This is a genomic window from Duganella sp. Root336D2 (assembly GCF_001425005.1).
Lineage (GTDB): Bacteria > Pseudomonadota > Gammaproteobacteria > Burkholderiales > Burkholderiaceae_D > Rugamonas.
The window spans coordinates 119,905-139,419 of the sequence record NZ_LMDB01000001.1; the positions used below are offsets into that span (position 1 = coordinate 119,905).

Here is a 19,515-nt window from a genome sequence, read left to right on the forward strand (position 1 = left end):
GAAATGCCTTTGCGCTTCGTCAACATTTGCCTCTTGCGGCGGCGGCACAATCAAGTTCCCGACGCAGTGAACAACAAACAGGGCCGCCGCCAAATGAATAGTCTCCTCCAGAGCTCCCACCTGATGGAAGCCCCCTGCCCGGACCAGCCGCAGGGTTTCGCATTGAAGCTGATGGAACTGCTGGTCATTCCCACTTTTGTCCTTGACCCCCAGGGCCGGGTCATCATCTGGAACCGCGCCTGCGAGCGCCTGACCGGCGTCCCGGCGCACGAGCTGCTTGGCAGTAGCGCGCACTGGTGCGCCTTCTACGCCAACCAGCGCCCGACCCTGGCCGACCTGGTGATCGCCGGCCGTACCGGCGAGATCCTCGACCTGTACGACGGCCAGTCGCGCGGCCCGGCCGGGACCAGGGACAACCTGTGTGCGGAAAACTGGTGCGAAATGCCGCGCAGCGCCGGCCGCCGCTACCTGGCCGCCGATGCCAGCCCGATCTACGACAGCGACGGGCAGCTGGTGGCCGTGGTCGAGACCTTGCGCGACCTGACCGAGGAAAAGCAGACCCAGATCGCGCTGGAGCAGCTGGCTACGCGCGACGGCTTGACCGGGCTGGCCAACCGGCGCTGCTTCGACCATACCTTGCTGGCCGAGTGGCAGCGCGCCCTGCGCCAGGCGCAACCCCTGTCGCTGCTGATGGTCGACGTCGACAACTTCAAGCAGTACAACGACGCCTTCGGCCATGTCGGCGGCGACGATTGCCTGAAGCGCATCGCCAGCGCAGTAGCGAGCGAAATGCGCGCCAACGACCTGGTGGCGCGCTATGGCGGCGAGGAGTTCGCCGTGATCCTGCCCAACCAGTCGCTGAAAGGCGCCGCCATCGTCGCCGAGCGGATCCGCTGCCGCATCGAAGCGCTGCGCCTGCCCAACAGCGGCGCGTCCCAGCGCTACGTCACGGTCAGCATCGGTGCCGCGACCGCGATCGCCTCGCACGAGCAGCAGCCGGCGCAGCTGGTGGCCACGGCCGACGCGGCGCTGTACCGCGCCAAGCATATGGGCCGCAACCGGATCAGCCTGCCCGGCACTTAGCGCGCTGCGCTCCGCCCAGCATGGCGCGGTTGCGGCCGGAGCGCTTGGCTTCATACAGCGCCTTGTCGGCCGCCTCCAGCAAGCTGGCCGGCGTGTCGTCGGTGTCGGGGGGCAGCGAGCACAGGCCGACGCTGATGCTCACATGCGGCGCCACCAGCGAAGCGGCGTGCGGCAGATGCAGTCCCGCCACGTGCTCGCAGATCCATGTGCCGTAGCGCTGCACCTCTTCCTCGCAGCTGTTGGGCAGCAGCACCACGAACTCTTCGCCGCCGTAGCGCGCCACCAGTTCGCCCGGCCGGCGCGTGCACTGGGCCAGTGCCTGCGCCACCGTGCGCAGGCACTCATCGCCCACCTGGTGGCCATAGTGGTCGTTGTACAGCTTGAAATGGTCGACGTCGACCAGCGCCACGCCCAGTGCCGCGCCCTGGCGCCGGTGCCGCGCCACTTCGACCGTGAACTGTTCGTCGAAATAGCGCCGGTTGTGCAGGCCGGTCAGGCCATCTTTGTGCGCCAGCGTATCGAGGCTGGCCAGCGCCGCCTGCAAGCGCAAATGGGTGCGCACGCGCGCCTGCACCACCGGCCCGCTGAGCGGCTTGGTGATGAAGTCCACCGCGCCGGCATCAAGGCAGGCGATCTCGTTTTCCACGCCGCTGCTGGCGGTCACGAAAATCACCGGGCAATGCCGCAGGTCGGGATCGGCCATGATGCGGTCGCATACGGCAAAACCGTCCATGCTCTTCATCTGCAGGTCGAGCAGGATCAGTTGCGGGCGCTGGGCCCGTGCGATTTCCAGCCCCGCCATGCCGTTGGTGGCAAACAGCACCCGCGCCTGCTCGCGCAGCATGGCGCTCATCAGGCGGATGGTGTCGGGGTTGTCGTCGATGATCAGGATGGTGCTTTCCATGCTTCCTCACTCAACACATCAAGCGCGGTACCGAAGTCCAGCGCCTCGATCGCCGTTTCCAATTGCGCCGCAGCGTCGTCGCCGCGCTCGCTGGCCAGTTGCGGCCGCAGCTGGCGGAACTGCTCCAGTGCATCCAGGTCCTGCCGGCGCAGCATTTCGGCCAGGGTATGCATGGCCGCGTGCAAATCCTGCTGCACGCCGGCCGCGCGCGCCGGCTGTTCAAGCTGCAGCCAGCGCGCGCCGGCCTGCAGCGTCGCCGACAGCGCCATCTGCGCCAGTTCGAACTGGCGCCCGGCCTCGGCCCCATCGCCGTTGCGCAGGGCCGCCTCGGCCGCCAGTGTGGCGTCGGCGAAGTTGCGCGCGCCCAGGCTGCCCACACCGCCGCGCAGCGCATGCAGGCCCGCCGCAGCGGCCACCGCATCGCCATCCTGCCAGTGCGCCCGGGCCGCGTCCAGTTCCCCTTGCGACTGGCGTACCACGCGCTCCACCAGTGAAACAATGTTCTGCCGCTGCGGGCCGTGCCCGATCACCGCCAGCAGCTTGCGGATGGCGAACACGCCGGGTTGCTGCTCGGCGTCGCTGTGCGCCGCCGGCGCTGCTGCCGCCTGCTGCAGCAGGGCCGGCGGCGGTGGCGACGGCGCCCGCGCCGCGGCGCCGCCCAGGTGGGCCGCAATCGTGGCCAGCATCTGCGTGTACTCGACCGGCTTGGGAATGAAGCCGTCCATGCCGCATTCCTGGCACCTGGCCTGCTCGGTATCCAGCACACCCGCGCTCATCGCCAGGATCGGCAGGCGCAAGCCCATTTGCGCGCGCAGGATGCGGGTCGCCTCGAAACCGTCCATCACCGGCATCTGCACATCCATCAACACCAGGTCGAACGCCGCCGGCTCGGCGCGCAGCATGTCCACCGCCTGCTGGCCATGCTCGGCCACCGTCACCAGCGCGCCGGTCGGCTCCAGCACGCCGCGCGCCACCACCTGGTTGGTCAGGTTGTCTTCCACCAGCAGGATGCGCGCGCCGCGCAGCACGCTGGCATAGGCTGCCTGCGCCGCCTCCGGCGCCAGTTGCGGCACGGCGCCGCGCTGGCGCAAGCCCTGCAGCAGCAGGCGCAGGGCGCCGGGCATGACCGGTTTGGCCAGCGCTGCCGCTTCGCCCGCCAGCGAATGACGGTCCAGGCTGCGGTTCAGCGCTACCAGGCAGAGGCCGTCAAACGGCGCCGTGCCCTGCGCGTCCAGCAGTACCGAGTCGACCAGCGCCACGTCCCAGTTGGCGGCATCGGCGGCCGGCGCCGCCGCATGCGCCTCCACCACGCAGCCCCAGCCCCGCAATTGCGCCTCCAGGTAATGCAGCGTCGGCACATGGTCATCCACCAGCAGCACGCGCAGGCCGGCCAGCGCGCCGTCTGCGCAACCTTCCAGGCGCTGGCGGCGCGCCACTTGCAGCGGCACGGACACCACGAACTCGCTGCCGCGACCCGCTTCGCTGCTGACCGTGATGGTGCCGCCCATCAGCTGCACCAGCTGCTGCGAAATCGACAGTCCCAGCCCGGTGCCGCCGAAGCGCCGTGCAGTCGAACTGTCGGCCTGTTCGAAAGGATTGAACAGGCGCCCCAGCTGCTCGCCGCTCATGCCAATGCCGCTGTCGCTCACCACCAGCTGCAGGATTTCCATCGAACTGCCCGGCGCACTGCTGCCGATATGCACCCGCACCTCGCCTTCGGCAGTGAACTTGATGGCATTGCCCACCAGGTTGAGCGCCACCTGGCGCAGGCGCTGCAAGTCGCCCACCAGGCTGGGCGGCAGGTCCGCATCCAGCGTCAGCAGCAGGTCGAGGCGCTTGCCCACGCTGGCCGACTGCATCGCCGCCGCCACCGCTTCGGCCAGCTCGTCGACCTGGAACGGCGCGGCCACCACGGCCAGCTTGCCCGCTTCGATCTTGGACAGGTCGAGGATGTCGTTGACCAGGGCCAACAGCGCACTGCCGGAGGCGCGGATCAGGCGCACGTATTCCTGCTGTTCGGCGCTGAGCGGCGTGCGCTCGAGCAGTTGCCCGATGCCCAGCACCGCGTTCATCGGGGTGCGGATCTCGTGGCTCATATTGGCCAGGAAGGCGCTCTTGGCGCGGCTGGCTTCCTGCTGCTGCAGTTCGGCCTTCTTGCGCGCCGTGATGTCCAGCGCCACGATATGGAAGCCGCACACCTCGCCCTGCACATCGGTGTCAGGGATGTAGTCGGTCATGAAGTGGCGCTGCCAGCCGGCGCGCTCGGTATCGGTCTCGAAGTGCACCCGCTCGCCGCGCAGCGCCGCCGCCGCCTGCGGCTCGATCTGCCGGTACAGCTGCTCGCCCAGTACTTCCTTCATGCTGCGCCCGATCATGGCGGCCGGATCGATCCCGAGCAGGGTCTGGTAGCTGCGGTTGGCGAAGCGGAACACCTCGTCCTGGTCGACGTAGCCGATGGCGGCCGGATTATGGTCGGCCACCGTGCGCAGGAAGCGCTCCTTGTCCGCCAGCTCCAGCTGGGCACTGGCCAGCGCCGACAACTGTTCTGCCGCCGCCTCTTCGCTGCGCCGGCTTTGCGTGGCGTCGGTCACAAACACCGCATACGCTTGCGCGCCATCGAGCGCATGGCGCCGCAGCGTCAGTTCGGCGTCGAAGCGCGTACCGTCGCGGCGCCAGCCCGTCAGGGCCACCGGCTGGCCGACGCTGCCGTCGCCCAGGCCGGCCAGCAGGCCGGCGCTGGCCTGCAACAGCTGGTCGACCGGCTTGCCCAACGCTTGCGCGCGCTGCCAGCCAAAGATTTCGCTGGCACGCCCGTTCCAGTCGCTGACGATGCCGGCTTCGCTCAGCCCGATAAACGCTTCCTGCGTCCCATCGAGCATGGCATGCATGCGCGCTGCCAGGGCCCGCCCGTCGCCCTGCGCCAGCGCCAGTTCTGCACTGCGCTCCTCCAGCTGCAGTTGCAGTGCGCCCTTGTCGCGCTCGAGTTGCTGCAGCAGATCGCGCTGGCGCAGCAGCGCGCCGTTGCACGCCAGGCGCAGGCTTTCCATTTCGCCGAAGCTGCCCGCCAGCGGCGCCACTTCGCGCGCCGTGCCCTGCTCCACCGCGTGCAGCGCCGCCGTGGCCTGCTGCAGCGGCCGCAACAAGGCGCGCGCGGTGCGCCAGCCCAGCAGTGCAAACAGCAGCGCCAGTACCATCCCGCCCAGTGCCAGGGCGGCCTGCAGGCGGCGCACCGGCGCCAGTGCGCTGGCCGTATCCTGGCGCACCAGCACCGTCCAGCCGAGCCCCGGATAGCCGTCGTAGCCGCGCGTGCGCCCATAGCCGACCAGGTAGCTGCGCCCATCGGCCCAGCGTTCTTCCACATAGCCGGAATGCTGCAAGCGCGCCTGCGCCAGCGCGCTGCTTGGCAGGGTCTGCTCGAGCAAGCCGTCCGGGCCCGCCAGCACCTTGCCCTCGCGCGCCACCACCATGGTGTTTTCCGCCAGCAGTTCGCGCGCCCAGTTCCAGTGCAATTGCACCCCCAGCACGCCCGCCGGGCGGCTGGCGCCGTCGTAGTAAGGGAAGGCCAGGTCCAGCACGCGCAGGGGGCGGCCACCGTTGGACGGCAGCAGGCGTCCCAGCAGCGGATCGGCATGCACATCGTGCACATACACTCCGCTGGGCGCCTCGGCCCACCAAGGCTGTTTCGAAACGTCGGCGCCTTCCAGCACGCCGCCGGTGGCGGCGCTGACTTTGCCTGCCGCATCGGCCAGGCCGATCCAGGCATACAGGGGATAGGTGCGCTGCAGGTCTTCCAGCAGGTGGCGCCGCTGCGCCGGCGTGTGCTGCTCTGCCAGCGCACCGGCGCGCCGCGCCAGCAGCTGTATTTCGCGATAGCGCTCGAACATGGCGGCGTCGAGCTGGTCGGCGCTGTCGCCGGCACGCTGCGCCAGGCCCTGGCCGATGCTGTGTTTGAGTTCGCCGGCAGTGCGCCAGCCCAGCAGGGCCGCCGCCAGCAAGGCCAGCAGCAGGACCGAGATTGCCATCAGTCCGGCCAGCACCGTCCCCAGGCCCGCCGGGCCAATCCTGTGTCGCAGGTCAGGACGTTCGGGCAAGGCATGGTCTGGCATGGCAGCTCCGGTTCTCCGAAGCCCCGAGTATAACCGACTCTCCAGCGCAAAGTTGCCAGAAAGTCTTGCTCAACGTGCCTTCATTAATGCACTTTACGTCCCGAACGCGACTTCTGCGCCTTGGTTTCGCCGTGCTCGCGGCGCTGCTTGTTTACAATGCGCGCTGCGACCTCTTCCTCGCGGCCGGGGTAGCGGTGCTCTTCCTTGAACTCTTGCTTGAGTTCCTTGTATTCGCGCTCCCGCTTCGGGCTGGCTCCTTTTGGCATGACTGGCCTCCTGATGTCCGTTGCTGCCCCCATGCTAGCCAAGCCTTGCCAGGCACAGCGCACGTAACGAGAGCGGCTCCCGGCGTGCCGGCGCTGCACCGCTCAGAACTGCTCGACCCAGGCCGCCAGCTGCGACGGCGTCAGGGCGGCGTCGGCCTGCACCAGGCGGCATTCGACGCCCAGTACATTGCTGGCCATTTGCAGCGACGCGCCGCGCTTGCCCAGCCACAGCAGGCATGCCAGCCAGAACGCGTGTTGCGACGAGACCGGCGCGCTGGTTGGCGTTTCCAGGAATTCGGTGAGCTGGGACGCCTTCAGGAACAGTGCATGGCTGGCATCGACCGCGCGGAAGGTCGGGCCGAAGGCCTCCCCCAGCAGCGCAAAGGCATGCGCCGGGTCGGCATCGGCATAGCGCTGCTCCAGCTCCAGCAGGTGGTCGCGCACGGCGCAGCCGAAGGCGGCGCTGCGGAAGGCCTCCGAGCTGATCAGGTCGGAATGGTCCAGCATCAGCCAGTCCGGTTCCGGCGGCGTCATGCCGGCGCTGAGGGCGCCTGCCAGGTAGCTTTCCACCGGCACGAAGGACGGCCCGGCCGACAGGCTGGCCGCCAGCGTGTACAGGGTGCCGATGCGGCTGGCCACGGCCTGCTTCTGGCGTACCAGCAGCTTTTCGCGCAGCAGTTGCGAATGTTCCTTCTGCAGCTTGGCCAGGGCCAGTGCCTGTTTCAGTTCCATGCGCAGCGCGGCAATATCCCATGGCTTCTGGATATAGCGGTGGATCTGGCCCTGGTTGACCGCGTCCACCGTGTGCTCCAGTTCCGAATAGGCGGTGGTGAGGATGCGCACGATATGCGGGTAGCGGTCCCAGGCGTAGAACAGCAGCTCATTGCCATAGGCGCCGGGCATGCGCTGGTCGGACACCAGCACCGCGATCTCGTCGGCGTGCTCGTCGAGCATACGCTTGCCCTCCTCCACCGACTCGGCCACGTACACGGGCGCCAGCGCGCCGAGGGCGCGCTGGAAATATTTGAGGGCGGTCGCCTCGTCGTCGACGTAGAGGATCGCCGGCGTTTGTTTGGTCGGTTGTTCTGTCATGCTCGTTCCTTCTCTAACTCCGGGAAATTCATGGTGACGGTGGTGGCGCGACCCGGTTCCGACTGCACCCGCAGGTTGCCGCCGAACGATTGCATCACGCGGTTGCAGAAGATCAGGCCCCAGCCGCTGCCGCCTTCGCTGCCGTGCATGGACACCGGGTCCAGCAGCAGGCGGTTCAGCAGCGCCGGCGCAATGCCGGGGCCATTGTCCTGCACGATAATATACGGCCGCTCGGCAACGCCCACGGTGAGCCTGATGCGCGGGCCGGACTGGCCCTGCAGCGCGCGCAGCGCGTTGCTGAGCAGCGAGGACAGCACCAGCGCCACGCAGTTCGGCGAGGCGCGCACATTGAAGTCGGCCTGCACATCGACTTCGATCATCTCGCGCTGGCCGGGCGCCAGCGGATACACGCCCAGCAGGGCCGCGACCATCTGCTGCGCGCTGCCGCTGGCCAGGCGCGCGGTCGGCACCACGCTGGCGCGCTTGACCGATTCGACAAACGAAGCCAGCACCGACAGGCAGTAGCGCGCATTGTCGTTCATGTGCGCCGCGGCGTTGCCGATATCGGCCCGCAGCGGCAAGCCCTTGTCTTCCGCCTGGGCGTTGACGCGGCGCTGGATATTGCGCGCGAAATTGGCGATGGTGGCCAGCGGCGTATTCAGTTCGTGCGCCAGGAAGGCCACCGTCTCCTCGATCGCCAGCAGGCTTTGGCGGCGCATGGCGCGCTCGCGCGCATTTTCACTGGCCAGGCGCAGCGCGTCGCGCACCATATTGGCGTCCAGCGGCTTTTCCAGGATGCGGAAGATGTCGCCGCCGTTGATGGTTTCCAGCAGCACCTCCTTGTCGGCATAGGCCGTGACCAGGATGCGCACCAGGTGCGGGTAATCGCGCTCGACCTGGCGCAGCAGCTCGCCGCCGACGCGGCCCGGCATGCGGTAGTCGGTGACCAGCACGTCGATATCGCTGTCGGGCCTGGCCAGGATCACGAGCGCCTCGTCCACGCTGGGCGCGGTCAGTACCGTGAAGTCGTTCTCCACCGCGCGCGCAAAATACTTGCGCGCCAATTCCTCGTCGTCCACATACAGCACCGTTGCCTGCTGGCTGCGATCGCTCATTTCTCGCCTCCGCTCACGCGCGGCAGGTCAAAGGTAAACCGGGTCCATTCGCCCGGCACGCTTTCCGCCGCCAGTTGGCCGCCGTGGCGCTGGATCACGCTGTAGCAGATCGACAGGCCCAGGCCCAGGCCCTGCCCCACTTCGCGCGTGGTGAAAAACGGTTCGAAGACGCGGCCGATATTCTCCGGCGCGATGCCCGGGCCGTTGTCGCGCACCGTGATCTTCAGGCGCTCGCCGCGCGCTTCCGCATAGACATCGATGGCCGGATCCTGCGTCGCGCCCTTGCGCATGGCCAGCGCCGCATTGCTCAGCAGGTTGATCAGCACGCCGATGATGGCCGCTTCGTCGCCGCGCACCAGGGTATCGGGCTGCAGATGGCGATTGACCTTGATGCCCTTGATCTCGTGGCCTACCAGGCGCACCGACGATTCCAGTGCGCGCTCGAACAGGAATTGTGCGCTCTCGTGGTCGCTGCCGGACTTTCGGTAGGCGAAAGTCTTCAGGTCGGACACGATGTACTGCACGCGCTGCATGCCGGACTTGGCATCGGTCAGGCATTCCAGCAGCACTTCGCTGCCTTTTGCGCCCGGCTCCTCCATCGCGATGTCGATCGCCATCATGCAGAAGTTGACCGGGTTGTTCACCTCGTGCAGCAGGCCCGCAGCCAGCGTACCCAGGGCTGCCATCTTTTCCTGCTGCAGCATCTGGCCCTTGATCTCGGCCAGGCTGCGGTTGTTGGCTTCCAGCTGGGCGTTCTTGTCGGCCAGTTCCGCCTTCAACTGGAACAGGTTGAAGCGCGCCTGCTCGTTGTAATAGGTGCAGACCGCGCTGGCAATGGCGCTGAAGGCCAGCAGCAGCGAATTGACGGCAAAGGCGCCGCCCACCGGCGCCTGGCCGTCATGCACCCAGCAGGCGGCCGCGTACAGCAGGTAGGTGAGCAGGCCCAGCGTCAGGTTCTGCCACATGCGGAAGGCAAACGCGATGGCCGAGGCGAACACGCCCAGGTTCAGGCCCGCATAATAAATCGAGGAGGCGCCTTCGGTCACGGCAATCATCCAGGCAATCATGATCTGCGGCAGCATCAGCCAGGTGAAGCTCATCGCTTCCACATGGCGCGCGCCCCAGGGCTGGCGCATCAGGCCGATAATGCCCAGGATGGCCAGGGACACCAGCACCCGTGCCAGCGTAAAGGACCCCAGGTGGTCGGGATACAGGCTGAAATCGAGGCCGATGCCAAGCAGCACCAGGCCGATCGCGGTCCAGGCGCCGCCGCGGCTGAAGCGCAGCCGGTAGGCGCGCAGGTCCGACTCATAGGCCGCATGCAGGTGTGGGCTCACGTAGGGTGCCGGTCCGGTCATGGCAGCGACGCTTCGGCAAACACATTGACGCCGGTCGCATCGACATAGGTGAGGCGCGCGCGCGATTGCGGCGGCAGCAGTTGTTCCATCTTGGCTTCGTCGCGGTAGATCAGGTACCACTCCAGCAGGTGTTCCATGCCGGGGCGCTCCGGATTGTTGCTGTGGACGTTGGTCACCAGCAGGCGCCCGCCGCTCTTCATGCAGGAAGCGAAATAGTTCAGCAGGCGGTGGCAGACCTTGTCCGACAGGTAGTCGAACAGGCCGGCGCAATACACCACATCGAAGTCGGCCCCCGCTTGCGGACCGTCCACGCGGCGTTTCAGCAGGTTGTGCACGGAGTCCTGCACGAAGCGGATGTCGGGCTGGCGCGCCAGCCCGGCGCTGATGCCGCTCAGTTGGCCGCGCGTCCAGGCCAGGGTTTCTTCGCTGAAGTCGACCAGCTCGAACGACAGCCAGTGCGGCTCGTCGTACTCGCGCAGGAAGCGCTGGATCTCCTGCGCCGGCCCGCAACCCACGTTCAGCACGCGGTAGGGGCGGCCCACGCGCCGCGCCGCGTCGGCCTGGCGCTTCAGGAACTCGACCAGGATTTCGATGCGGTTGCGGTGCGCCACCGCCACCGCCGTCTGCAGGAAGGCGGCGTTGACGATCTGGAAGTAGGTGCTGGGGCCCTGGCGCGGGTCGCCCAGGATCTGGTTCACCATCTCATAGTCGCCGGCATAGCCGAGCGGCTTGCTGAAGGTGCGGAACACGAACGGCGCGCGCAGGATCAGCGGGTGCAGCGCGCCCTGGGCAAAAGCGCGGTGGGCCGCAGCCGCATCGGCCTCGACCAGGGCGGCTTCCTTGTTCAGGTCGTCGAAATAGCGGCGCACGCGCATGATCAGCGGCTCGGCCAGCTCGGCAAAGACGTCGGCGCGCAGGCGGCCGCCCTCTTTCGGCAGCGAATCGGACAGGTCGACCTGCTCCACCCAGCGCGCCACCTCGGCCAGGTAGGCGCGCGACTCGTTGACGGCAATCTGGTAATCGCGCCGGATGCGGAAGCGCTCGTCCCAGTCCGCCACGAACTTGCTCGCTTCGCGGCCCACTGCGCCCGGCAGCATCACCACCTCGCTCAGCTCGCGCCATTCGTCGATCAGCGTCACCGACACCACGGCAGTCAGGCCGGTGTTGACCATGCTGATCACTACCGCCTTGCCGATGTAGGCGCTGGCCGTTCCCATGCGTACCGTCAGCTCGCTTAACACTTCGCTGACCTGCACGATGGAATACGGGTTATACACTTCCATCACCAGCGACTTGCGCTGGAGCGTCACGATGGTGCCGCGGACCGCTTCACCTTGCGTGTTCAGGAAACTGACGACCGGATCGATTTGCGCCTGTGAATACACTTTTATTCGGAACTTAAATGGTTGCCGTGAATTAAATTGAGTGTACTGACTTGTGGCGCAAATCGCAACGTTTCACTATGAAGAATTGGCTGCATAACAGTAAGGCTTATATAAATGATAAGCGTACCCACTTGCCAACAGTACGCTGCCGCACAGACGCGACCATTTCCCGCTGCCAAAATGGGCCCAAGTCTTGGAGAATACGATGGAGCAGTCACGCAAGCAGCCACGCAAGCAGCCGCCCGCCGAACTGGAGCGGGTGGAATTCCACGAACGGTTTGCCCGCAGTTTCACCGATGCACGTTTTGACGGACTGCGCGACGCGGTGGCCGCGCTGGAAGAACTGGCCTGGCGCCAGTATTGCGATCAGCACCGGCCAGGCGCAGCACATTAAGCGTTCGCCGCCAGCAGTTCGAGGCGGGCAGCCAGCCGGTCGGCCATCTGCGCCGGCGTGAAGCCGGCATAACGGTTGGCGACGCCGCGCGCCGCCATCAGGGTACGCCCGTCCATCAGCAAACTGCGCACCACGCTGCGCCAATCCACCGCCCCCGGCAGGCGACCGCCGTTGACCGCCACGCCGGCCTGTTCCAGGCGCGCCGCCAGCAGGTAGCGCTCGAGCTGGGTCGGCAACAGCAGCATGGGCACCGCGGCCAGCAGGGAATGCGCGATGCTGCCCTCGCCCGCCTGGCTGACGCAGATGCGCGACTCGGCCAGCGCTGCCGCCAGGTCGACCGGCCCGCGTGCATATGCCAGGCTGGTGGCATGTACCGGCGGCACCGCGCCGGCAGCTACTTCCGGTTGGTAGCAGAGCACCCGGCAGCCTTCCATCACCAGGGCGTGCAGCACCGCGACGTGGGCCGGATGTTCCTGGCGCAGGTAGACGAATACCTTGTGGCCGTGGCCGGGCGGCCACTGCGGCGCTTCGCCAGCCGGCGCCACGAAGGCGGGGCCGTACCACTGTTCGCGCTCGGGCGGGCGCCCATAATGGTCCAGTTCAGGCCAGGCGCACAGGAAATGCTGGCGCCCCAGCAGCGCATCGGCCGCCTGCACATATGGCACGCCGCCATGGTGCACCAGTACCGTATTCATGACTTTCAGGGCATGCATTTCGGCCGCAGCCAGGCGCTGCAGGTCCATCGCTTCCCACGGGCGGAAATTGGGCAAGGGCTGGCCCGGCGGCGGCAAGGTGAAACCGGCACCGATTGCCGCCGAAGGAATGTCCAGGGTGCGCGCCGCCAGCAAGGCCGTGGGCGCAAACTCGGCCACCACCACGTCGGGCTTCAGCAACTGCAGCGCCGAGCGCCAGCCGCGTACCAGGCCGTCCAGTCCCTGCGCTTCGCGGTAGCCGGAACTGAGCATGATTTCGGCCAGGCTGGCCGCATGCTGGGCGGCGCCGTGCAGCCAGAGCGGCGCCTGCAGCATCGTCACCTCGAGTCCGCCCAGCAGGCGCCGGGCCTGGCCCAGGTCGCGCACCGACAGGCTGACCGCATGGCCGCGTGCCAGCAGGGCTTGCGCAATGACCCGCAAGCGTCCTGCATGGGCCAGGTCCCCCCCTAATTCCCAAGCCAGGTGGAAATGAGCCATTCTCAGTTCACCCAGCCAAGTGTCATTGCATTTTTCACATTATTTCCAGTTAAGGCTGTGCCTTGGATTTTAGAACACACTCGCAAACAGGTGTGCAATACTAAGCCATGGCCCTCACCCGACTGCTACCCCAGAGCTTGCGTGCGCGCATGACCTGCGTGGTCATCTTGTTCGTGCTTGCAGCCACCAGCATCGTGACCTGGCTGGCCCTGTCGATGTCGGAACGGGACATGAAAAGCGTGATCGGCCAGCAACAGTTCAGCCTCCTGTCGGTCGCCGCCGCCCATATCGACGAGCAACTGGCCAGCAAACGCCTGCTGCTAAGCTCCATCGCGGACGCGATTCCGGCGACCCAGCGCACGCCCTCCGCGATTCACGCCGCCATCGAGCGCCATGCCTCGGCCTCCGCCGAATTTGCCAACGTGGCGGCGTTCGACAGCAATGGACGCTACCTGGCCAGCCTGCGCACGCCGCAGCAGGACAAGCCCAACGTGGCCGACCGCCCCTATTTCGTCCAGACCCTGGCGCAAAAGCGGGCCATCATATCACCGCCCCTGCGCGGTCGCGTGTCCAATTTGCCCGTCGTCGTATTGACCCATCCCATCATCGACAGCGGCGGCGACGTGCAGGCGGTCCTGGTGGGCAGCATCGACTTGCTGAACTCCGACTTCTTCCACCATTTCAATACCATGAAGCCGGGCAAAACAGGCTTCATGTTCATCATGACCACCGACGGCCTGCTGGTCAATCACCCCAACAAGTCACGCCTGCTGGAGCATATCAACGCGCGCCCCGGCCTTAACCTCGGTACCCAGCGCGCGCTCGATGGCTTTGAAGGGTGGATGGAGGCGAGCAACAAGGATGGCGTGGACGGCATCTATTCCTATAAGCGGCTGAACGCCACCAACTGGATCGTGGCGGCGCGCTACCCGACTGCCGAAGCATTCGCGCCCATGATCAGCATGCGCCAGCAAGCGGTGCTGGCGGCAACGGTGTTTGCGGCGGTGGCCGGGGTGCTGAGCTGGCTGATGATCAACGCCCTGCTGTCGCCGCTGCAGAAACTGCGCGCCAACCTGCATGCCATCCGCAACCGCGGCGGCGATATCAGCCTGCTGCGCAGCGGCGGCAAGGACGAGATCGGCGAGCTCAGCGAAGCCCTGTATGAACTGACGGCGGAACGCCAGGCCGCGCAGGACCGGCTGGCCGCAAGCGAAAAACGGGCGCGCGTGATCGCCGACAACATCCCGGCCCTGGTGGCCTATATCGACCGCGACCTGCGCTACCATTTCACCAACGAGCATTACGAATTCCTGCTCGGCATCGACCCGCGCACCATGCTCGGCAAGCGTTTCGATGAAGTATTTGGCACCGAAGCCTGCGAACGCTGGAAGGATTGCTTCGATATCGTGCTGGCCGGACGCCGCGTCCACGTCGAGCGCCCCGGCGAGGAACTGGAGCGCCACCTGCACCTGATGGCCGAACTGGTGCCGGACCTGGCGCCCGATGGCAGCGTGCCTGGCTTCTACATGATGTGCACCGACATCACCGAGCGCAAGACTGCCGAACTGGCGCAGGCTGCCAGCGAGAAGCGCCTGCGCCTGATTGCCGACCATTTGCCGGTGATGATCAGCGCCATCGACCGCGAGCACGTCCTGCAGTTCGGCAACGCCACCTACCGCCGCTGGCTCGATACCGATCCCGATACCCTGCCCGGGCGCCCGATGGCCAGCGTAGCCGGCGGCAGCGCCTACCAAGAAGCGCGCCCCTGGCTTGACCGCGCCTTCAGCGGTGAAGTCACGGAATACGAATCGACCGCCCGCCTGCACGGCGAGCCGCGCGTGCTGGAAACCATTTTCGTGCCCGATGTGCGCAAGGACGGCAGCGTACCTTTGGTCTACGCCCTGACCACCGACGTTACCCGCAGCCGCGAGGTGGAAGCGGAATTGCTGCGCCAGGCGCGGCGCGACCCGCTGACCGGCATCCCCAACCGGCGCCAGTTCGAAGACGTGCTGGACCAGGCCATCGAACGCGTGCGGCGCCAGGACAGCCAGATGGCGCTGGCCTACCTCGACATCGACAATTTCAAGCACATCAACGACAGCCTGGGCCACGCCGGCGGGGACGAAGTGTTGAAGGAATTCGCACTGCGCCTGTCCGGCAGCGTGCGCACCACCGATACCGCGGCGCGCCTGGCTGGCGATGAATTCGTGATCGTGTTTGAAAATATCCGCCATGCCGGCGAGGTCCAGCTCCTGGCGGAGAAGGTCATGGCTGCCGTGGCGCACGATTTCACCGTGCTCGACGCGCCACTGCGCGTCACCACCAGCATCGGCATTGCACTGTATGCCGGCGGCACCGAAACGGCGGGCGGCCTGATCGGGCGCGCCGATATGGCGCTGTACGATACCAAACGCCGCGGCCGCAACGGCTTCACCATCGACAATGGCCGCGGCCTGCCGGAAGCGGCGATATCCCAGCCCTAGGCCGCGCGCAGCAACTCAATCAAGCGGCGCCCGGCCGGCCCCGGCGGCAGGTCCTTGCGCCAGCTTGCATACATTGAAAATGCCTGGCCCAGAACCGGACTCGCTTCCAGCGACAGCTCGACCAGCGTGCCGCGCGCCAGCTCGTCTTGCACCATATGGCGCGGCATGCCGCCCCAGCCCAGGCCCGCGCGCAGGAAAGCATGCTTGGCGCCCAGGTCCGCCAGGCGCCAGCCTTGCTGGTTGACCACACCGAATTGACGTCCCGCGGTGAGCGTCGAGCGGTCGCTCAAGATCAGCTGCACATGGCGCGCCGCCTCGCTGCGCGCAATCGGCGCAGGCATGGCGGCCAAAGGGTGGCCGGCCGCCGCCACTGCCACCACCGGCACCTCGAACAGGAAGTCCGTTTCGCACTCTGGCGGCACATCGGGATAAGAACCGATCACGGCTAGCCGGCAGCGCCGCTCCAGCAAGGGCTGCACCACGGCGCCCAGGGCTTCCACATCAAGGCGCAGCGGCGTGCCGGGAAACTCGTGATGGAAGACCCGCACCGCCTCCGTCAGCCGCCCGATCGGGAACATCACGTCGACCGCGACCGACAGTTCCGCTTCCAGTCCCTCGGCTAGGGTACGGGCCCTGGCCTTGAAGCCATCCATGCTGCTGGCCGCGGCGCGCGCGCAATCGAGCAAGGCGCGCCCCTGTTCCGTCAATTGCGGATAGCGGCCGCTGCGGTCAAACAACTGGAAGCCGACTTGCATTTCGAGGTTGGCGAGGGTCTGGCTGACCACCGATTGCGCGCGCCGCAGCTTGCGCCCCGCTGCCGAAAAACTGCCCTCTTCGGCGGCCGCGATGAAAGTACGCAGCTGGTCCATCGACATTGCGTCAAGCATGTGCGATCCTGTGTTTTACCAATGGCGGCCGATTTTACACGACCATGTAAGACTGGTCCGACATGGCGGCGCGCTTCTCTCTGCTTGGAAACACTGCCTTGCAATTGGATACTGGTTGACATGATGACCACACTTCCACTTAGCCGTAGCCCCCAGGCCGCAGCCAGCGGCCCCTCGCAACAGCTGTATATGCTGCTGCGCGAGGCGCCCGACCGCGCCGCCGCAACTGGCTACCTGCAGCGGCGGTTGGCCGAGGCGGCAGCCCTGCCATCATCCTGGAGCGGCGGCCTGCACGGCCTGGAAGAATGGCTGGAACTGCGCAGCCGCAACCGCGCCGAGGAGTTCCGGCAATACCAGCAAGGACGGCAGGAAGGCGCCCCGCGCCGCCACTTTGCGACGCTGGCCCAGGCACGCCGCTTCCTGAGCGTGCAGGCGCCCGGCTTGCTGGTCGAAGGCGCCTGGCTGCATAGTGTGCTCGACCATTGGCGGCAGGCGGCCTATATGCCGCTGGTCAAGCTTTACCTCGATTACCTCGGCAAAGGCATTCCGGCGGCTAATCATGTTGCGCAAGTGCGACAAGTGCTTGCCGTCCAGGCCTGCAGCACCTGGCAAGACCTGGAAGACGGCGGCTTCGTGCAAGGCGCTATCCGGCTCGCGCTGGCCAGCGCGGGCGAACCCTACGTGGCTGAGCTGCTTGGCTATCAGCTCGCCGTCGCGGACCAGCCCGCCGCCCAGCCTTCGCTGCTGCTTGAACTGGCAGAACTCGGCATCGCATTGCCGCCCCCGCCGCCTTCCGACAGCGTCATCCTCAATGTGCTGCGCGCCATGCTCGGCGAGGCGCCTGAAACAGCGGCCCAGTTCATGCAGCAAGTCGAGCTGGGCTATGCCCTCGGTCGCATCGGCCTGCAAACCATGCCGGCGACGCCGGAAGACGGCGCGCCACAGGACCCGCCGGTTGCCAACGGATCCGCCATGCCTGCCATCTTCGCTGCGCCTGCGGCCGGCATTACGGAGGCCGCCGAGGCGCCGCCGGTGCCGGAAGACCCCCGCCCCATCCTGCGCCACCGCTTCGACGGCGACGAGCACGCCTGGGAAACCATCTCCAGCGAGCTTGGCCTGCTGGAAGCCCAGATCGCAGCCTGCGGCGGCAAGGCCGAAGCCATGACCCTGCTCGCCCGCCACATGGGGCCAGCCGTGCATCACCAGCCGCTGGGACTGATGGCAGCCCGCGTCTATTCGCAATTGTTCGCACTTGCCTGAGCCTCGCCCCGGCGGGCCAATGCTTCCGGCATGCCGGTCCTAGCCCGCCAGGGATGCCCTCAGCAATGCCGGTGTCAGCCCGGTCCAGCGCTTGAAGGATCGACGGAAATTGGCTGCATCATGGAAGCCCAGGTAATCCGCTACTGCCTCATTGTCGGCCCGCCGCGATTGGAAAAGGTACAAGGCCACGTGGGTGCGGACCTGGTCCAGCTCCGCCACGAAGTGCGTGCCGTAGCGAGCCAGGTGTCGCTTGAGCGTCGCAGGGCTGACACCGAAAGCCGCACTCGCACTTTCCAGCGTGGGAGCGCAGCGTACTTCGGCCAGCAGGTAGTCGTACAGTGCATCGGCCAAGCTGGGCGCGCGCCCACGCCCGCCTGCGGCAGCCAGGCCGGCCGCGCATGCATCGGCATTCCCGCCCGGCCATGGCTGCGACAGCAACGCAGCATCCAGCAGCATGGCGTCGAGCTGGCAATCGAAACGCAGGTCGCCGCCAAGATGCACCTCATGCTGCTCGATGTGGCGCGGCCGGGCGCGGTTAAAACAGAAGCGCCACGGCAGGCGGCGGCCGCCCAGCCAGCGCGCCAGCGACACCACGGCCGTCATATGCATCTCCACCAGCGCCGCGCGCAGGCCGGGCGCGCCATGGCTGTCGCTCCAGTACAGCACAGCCTGGCCGTCGCCAACGTGCAGGCGTGGGCGCAGCAATGGCGATAGGAACGACGGCCACTCGCACAGGATCGCGAGCGCCTGCCCAAGCGACGCGGCCTGGCGCAGTGCGCCCGACAGAGCGGGATCTGCGCCGGGCAGCATGTGTTGGCCGAGCATAAAGCCGGTGTCCGGGCTATCCAGTTCGCGCAAAGTGTTGCCGAGCAGTTGCAGGCATTGCTGCGGGCTCAGCAGCGTACCCTGTAACGGCGCGCCGCCATCGCCGGGCATGCCTGTGCCACGCGCGATCGGCGCCGGCAGCGCATCGCGTTGCAGTGCGTATTTCAAAAAGTGCCATGGCACGCCTTGCGCGGGAATGGTCGCCTGGTCCGGCAGCGTGTAGCGGATCACGACGCGTAAGCCGCCTGCGACCGCGGCAAAAGGACCTCCCCGGCGCCATCGACTGCGGCGGACAGGCGCGCCAGCAGGCAATCTGCATCGCCTTGCGCCGCATCGCTCGCAAAACGAAGGCTCACCGGCAGTGGACCTTGCGGCCCATGATGGCGCATCGCCGCCACCATGCTGCACAAATGCTGTGCCAGCGCGCGCGCCTGGTCGTCCTTCATGCCGGGCAACAGCAATGCAAATCGGTCACCGGCGTAGCGGCACAGCAGGTCTTCATTGCGCAGGTTAAGCAACAGCATGTGCCCAACCGCCTGCAACACGCGATCGCCCTCGCGCGCGCCATGTTCGCGGTTGATCCGGTGGAAGCCGTCGATGTCCAATAAGACCAGCGCGCATTGGCCGGACGGGTCGCGTTCCTGCTCCAGCCGGATCTGGTGCCGCATGTAGGCAGCATCGGCCAGTTGCGTCACGCGGTCGAATGCGCGGTGCTGGCGGAACAGCCGTTCGCGCTTGGCCAGGTGGTCGTTCAGCATGAACTGCTCGTGGCGCCAGTAATAGATGCCGGCCGTCAGGACCAGCATCCCGAATGGCACCAGGGCCTCCAGCCAGTTGTCCCAGCTTGCTGCCTTGTCGATACGGAAGAATTCATCGAGGCAGTCGGCCCAGGAGCCGAGCATGATGGCGGCCAGCCCGCCGGACAACAATCGCGTGACCAGCCCTCCCGGCCGGCTGCTCAGGGTCATGACGAACCACAGCCCCGCCATGGCCGCCATGCCGCCTTCGGCAACAATGTCCATCCAGCGCCACGCGTTGAACGGTTTGGCCTGGCCCGCGCCGGCATACAGCAGCAGGCACGCAATCACGGCAAGCGCCGCGGCCACCAGGGAATGTCGATGAAGTTTCAGCATAACCGCGCAGCTTAGTCCTGCCGTGTGACCGGCG

At 66.9% G+C, this 19,515-nt stretch carries 15 protein-coding genes; 4 read left to right on the forward strand and 11 right to left on the reverse strand.

What is annotated here, in order from left to right; translation table 11 throughout:
• The first annotated feature begins 93 nt into the window (after positions 1–93).
• A complete protein-coding gene (locus tag ASD07_RS00485; protein ID WP_082507079.1) occupies positions 94–1,083 on the forward strand; it encodes a diguanylate cyclase in 990 nt (329 codons plus the stop codon).
• On the opposite strand, the gene ASD07_RS00490 is transcribed toward ASD07_RS00485, so the two are convergent.
• The 7 genes from ASD07_RS00490 to ASD07_RS00520 all read right to left on the reverse strand — a co-directional run bounded on the left by ASD07_RS00490 (position 1,064) and on the right by ASD07_RS00520 (position 11,309).
• Positions 1,064–1,987, reverse strand: a complete 924-nt coding sequence (locus ASD07_RS00490) for a diguanylate cyclase domain-containing protein (RefSeq protein WP_055923593.1) — start codon at positions 1,985–1,987, stop codon at positions 1,064–1,066. The two genes, ASD07_RS00485 and ASD07_RS00490, sit on opposite strands and share 20 nt — an antisense overlap.
• On the reverse strand, positions 1,969–6,093 hold the full coding sequence (locus tag ASD07_RS00495) for an ATP-binding protein (protein ID WP_055923596.1): 4,125 nt from the start codon (positions 6,091–6,093) through the stop codon (positions 1,969–1,971). The genes ASD07_RS00490 and ASD07_RS00495 overlap by 19 nt, the downstream gene beginning before the upstream one ends.
• An 83-nt stretch (positions 6,094–6,176) precedes the next feature.
• Positions 6,177–6,359: a hypothetical protein gene (locus tag ASD07_RS00500; protein WP_055923599.1), complete on the reverse strand. Its 183-nt coding sequence runs from the start codon at positions 6,357–6,359 to the stop codon at positions 6,177–6,179.
• Between the two features lie 102 nt (positions 6,360–6,461).
• Entirely contained in the window at positions 6,462–7,451 is a 990-nt protein-coding gene (locus ASD07_RS00505) for a response regulator (RefSeq protein WP_055923602.1), read from the reverse strand.
• The gene (locus ASD07_RS00510; RefSeq protein ID WP_055923605.1) at positions 7,448–8,566 is read right to left on the reverse strand and encodes a hybrid sensor histidine kinase/response regulator; all 1,119 of its coding nucleotides are present in this window, start codon (positions 8,564–8,566) and stop codon (positions 7,448–7,450) included. Before ASD07_RS00510 ends, ASD07_RS00505 begins: the two co-directional genes overlap by 4 nt.
• Positions 8,563–9,924, reverse strand: a complete 1,362-nt coding sequence (locus ASD07_RS00515) for a sensor histidine kinase (protein ID WP_055923608.1) — start codon at positions 9,922–9,924, stop codon at positions 8,563–8,565. The genes ASD07_RS00510 and ASD07_RS00515 overlap by 4 nt, the downstream gene beginning before the upstream one ends.
• Positions 9,921–11,309: a class I SAM-dependent methyltransferase gene (locus tag ASD07_RS00520; RefSeq protein WP_055923611.1), complete on the reverse strand. Its 1,389-nt coding sequence runs from the start codon at positions 11,307–11,309 to the stop codon at positions 9,921–9,923. The genes ASD07_RS00515 and ASD07_RS00520 overlap by 4 nt, the downstream gene beginning before the upstream one ends.
• Positions 11,310–11,514: 205 nt before the next feature.
• On the opposite strand from ASD07_RS00520, the gene ASD07_RS00525 reads away from it, so the two are divergent.
• Positions 11,515–11,703, forward strand: coding sequence for a hypothetical protein (locus ASD07_RS00525; protein WP_055923614.1), 189 nt, complete (start codon positions 11,515–11,517; stop codon positions 11,701–11,703).
• Here the strand turns inward: ASD07_RS00525 and ASD07_RS00530 are convergent.
• Positions 11,700–12,893, reverse strand: coding sequence for a glycosyltransferase (locus ASD07_RS00530; protein WP_156397796.1), 1,194 nt, complete (start codon positions 12,891–12,893; stop codon positions 11,700–11,702). The two genes, ASD07_RS00525 and ASD07_RS00530, sit on opposite strands and share 4 nt — an antisense overlap.
• A 107-nt stretch (positions 12,894–13,000) precedes the next feature.
• On the opposite strand from ASD07_RS00530, the gene ASD07_RS00535 reads away from it, so the two are divergent.
• Positions 13,001–15,376: a diguanylate cyclase domain-containing protein gene (locus ASD07_RS00535; protein ID WP_229207006.1), complete on the forward strand. Its 2,376-nt coding sequence runs from the start codon at positions 13,001–13,003 to the stop codon at positions 15,374–15,376.
• On the opposite strand, the gene ASD07_RS00540 is transcribed toward ASD07_RS00535, so the two are convergent.
• Positions 15,373–16,263, reverse strand: coding sequence for a LysR family transcriptional regulator (locus tag ASD07_RS00540; RefSeq protein ID WP_055923623.1), 891 nt, complete (start codon positions 16,261–16,263; stop codon positions 15,373–15,375). The two genes, ASD07_RS00535 and ASD07_RS00540, sit on opposite strands and share 4 nt — an antisense overlap.
• Before the next feature lie 120 nt (positions 16,264–16,383).
• Here ASD07_RS00540 and ASD07_RS00545 point away from each other — a divergent pair, with 120 nt between their 5' ends.
• Complete coding sequence (locus tag ASD07_RS00545) at positions 16,384–17,523, forward strand: hypothetical protein (RefSeq protein ID WP_055923627.1); 1,140 nt, start codon at positions 16,384–16,386, stop codon at positions 17,521–17,523.
• Positions 17,524–17,562: 39 nt separating this feature from the next.
• Here ASD07_RS00545 and ASD07_RS00550 read toward each other — a convergent pair whose 3' ends face one another.
• Both ASD07_RS00550 and ASD07_RS00555 read right to left on the reverse strand, forming a co-directional pair.
• Positions 17,563–18,579, reverse strand: coding sequence for an AraC family transcriptional regulator (locus tag ASD07_RS00550; RefSeq protein ID WP_055923630.1), 1,017 nt, complete (start codon positions 18,577–18,579; stop codon positions 17,563–17,565).
• Entirely contained in the window at positions 18,576–19,481 is a 906-nt protein-coding gene (locus ASD07_RS00555) for a GGDEF domain-containing protein (RefSeq protein ID WP_055923633.1), read from the reverse strand. Before ASD07_RS00555 ends, ASD07_RS00550 begins: the two co-directional genes overlap by 4 nt.
• Between the last annotated feature and the right edge of the window lie 34 nt (positions 19,482–19,515).

Bases quoted from the DNA above. Each gene is read 5' to 3' on its own strand.
- ASD07_RS00485 (WP_082507079.1), top strand. From the start codon at position 94: ATGAATAGTCTCCTCCAGAGCTCCCACCTGATGGAAGCCCCCTGCCCG.
- ASD07_RS00490 (WP_055923593.1), bottom strand. From the start codon at position 1,987: ATGGAAAGCACCATCCTGATCATCGACGACAACCCCGACACCATCCGC.
- ASD07_RS00495 (WP_055923596.1), bottom strand. From the start codon at position 6,093: ATGCCAGACCATGCCTTGCCCGAACGTCCTGACCTGCGACACAGGATT.
- ASD07_RS00500 (WP_055923599.1), bottom strand. From the start codon at position 6,359: ATGCCAAAAGGAGCCAGCCCGAAGCGGGAGCGCGAATACAAGGAACTC.
- ASD07_RS00505 (WP_055923602.1), bottom strand. From the start codon at position 7,451: ATGACAGAACAACCGACCAAACAAACGCCGGCGATCCTCTACGTCGAC.
- ASD07_RS00510 (WP_055923605.1), bottom strand. From the start codon at position 8,566: ATGAGCGATCGCAGCCAGCAGGCAACGGTGCTGTATGTGGACGACGAG.
- ASD07_RS00515 (WP_055923608.1), bottom strand. From the start codon at position 9,924: ATGACCGGACCGGCACCCTACGTGAGCCCACACCTGCATGCGGCCTAT.
- ASD07_RS00525 (WP_055923614.1), top strand. From the start codon at position 11,515: ATGGAGCAGTCACGCAAGCAGCCACGCAAGCAGCCGCCCGCCGAACTG.
- ASD07_RS00530 (WP_156397796.1), bottom strand. From the start codon at position 12,893: ATGGCTCATTTCCACCTGGCTTGGGAATTAGGGGGGGACCTGGCCCAT.
- ASD07_RS00535 (WP_229207006.1), top strand. From the start codon at position 13,001: ATGGCCCTCACCCGACTGCTACCCCAGAGCTTGCGTGCGCGCATGACC.
- ASD07_RS00540 (WP_055923623.1), bottom strand. From the start codon at position 16,263: ATGCTTGACGCAATGTCGATGGACCAGCTGCGTACTTTCATCGCGGCC.
- ASD07_RS00545 (WP_055923627.1), top strand. From the start codon at position 16,384: ATGATGACCACACTTCCACTTAGCCGTAGCCCCCAGGCCGCAGCCAGC.
- ASD07_RS00555 (WP_055923633.1), bottom strand. From the start codon at position 19,481: ATGCTGAAACTTCATCGACATTCCCTGGTGGCCGCGGCGCTTGCCGTG.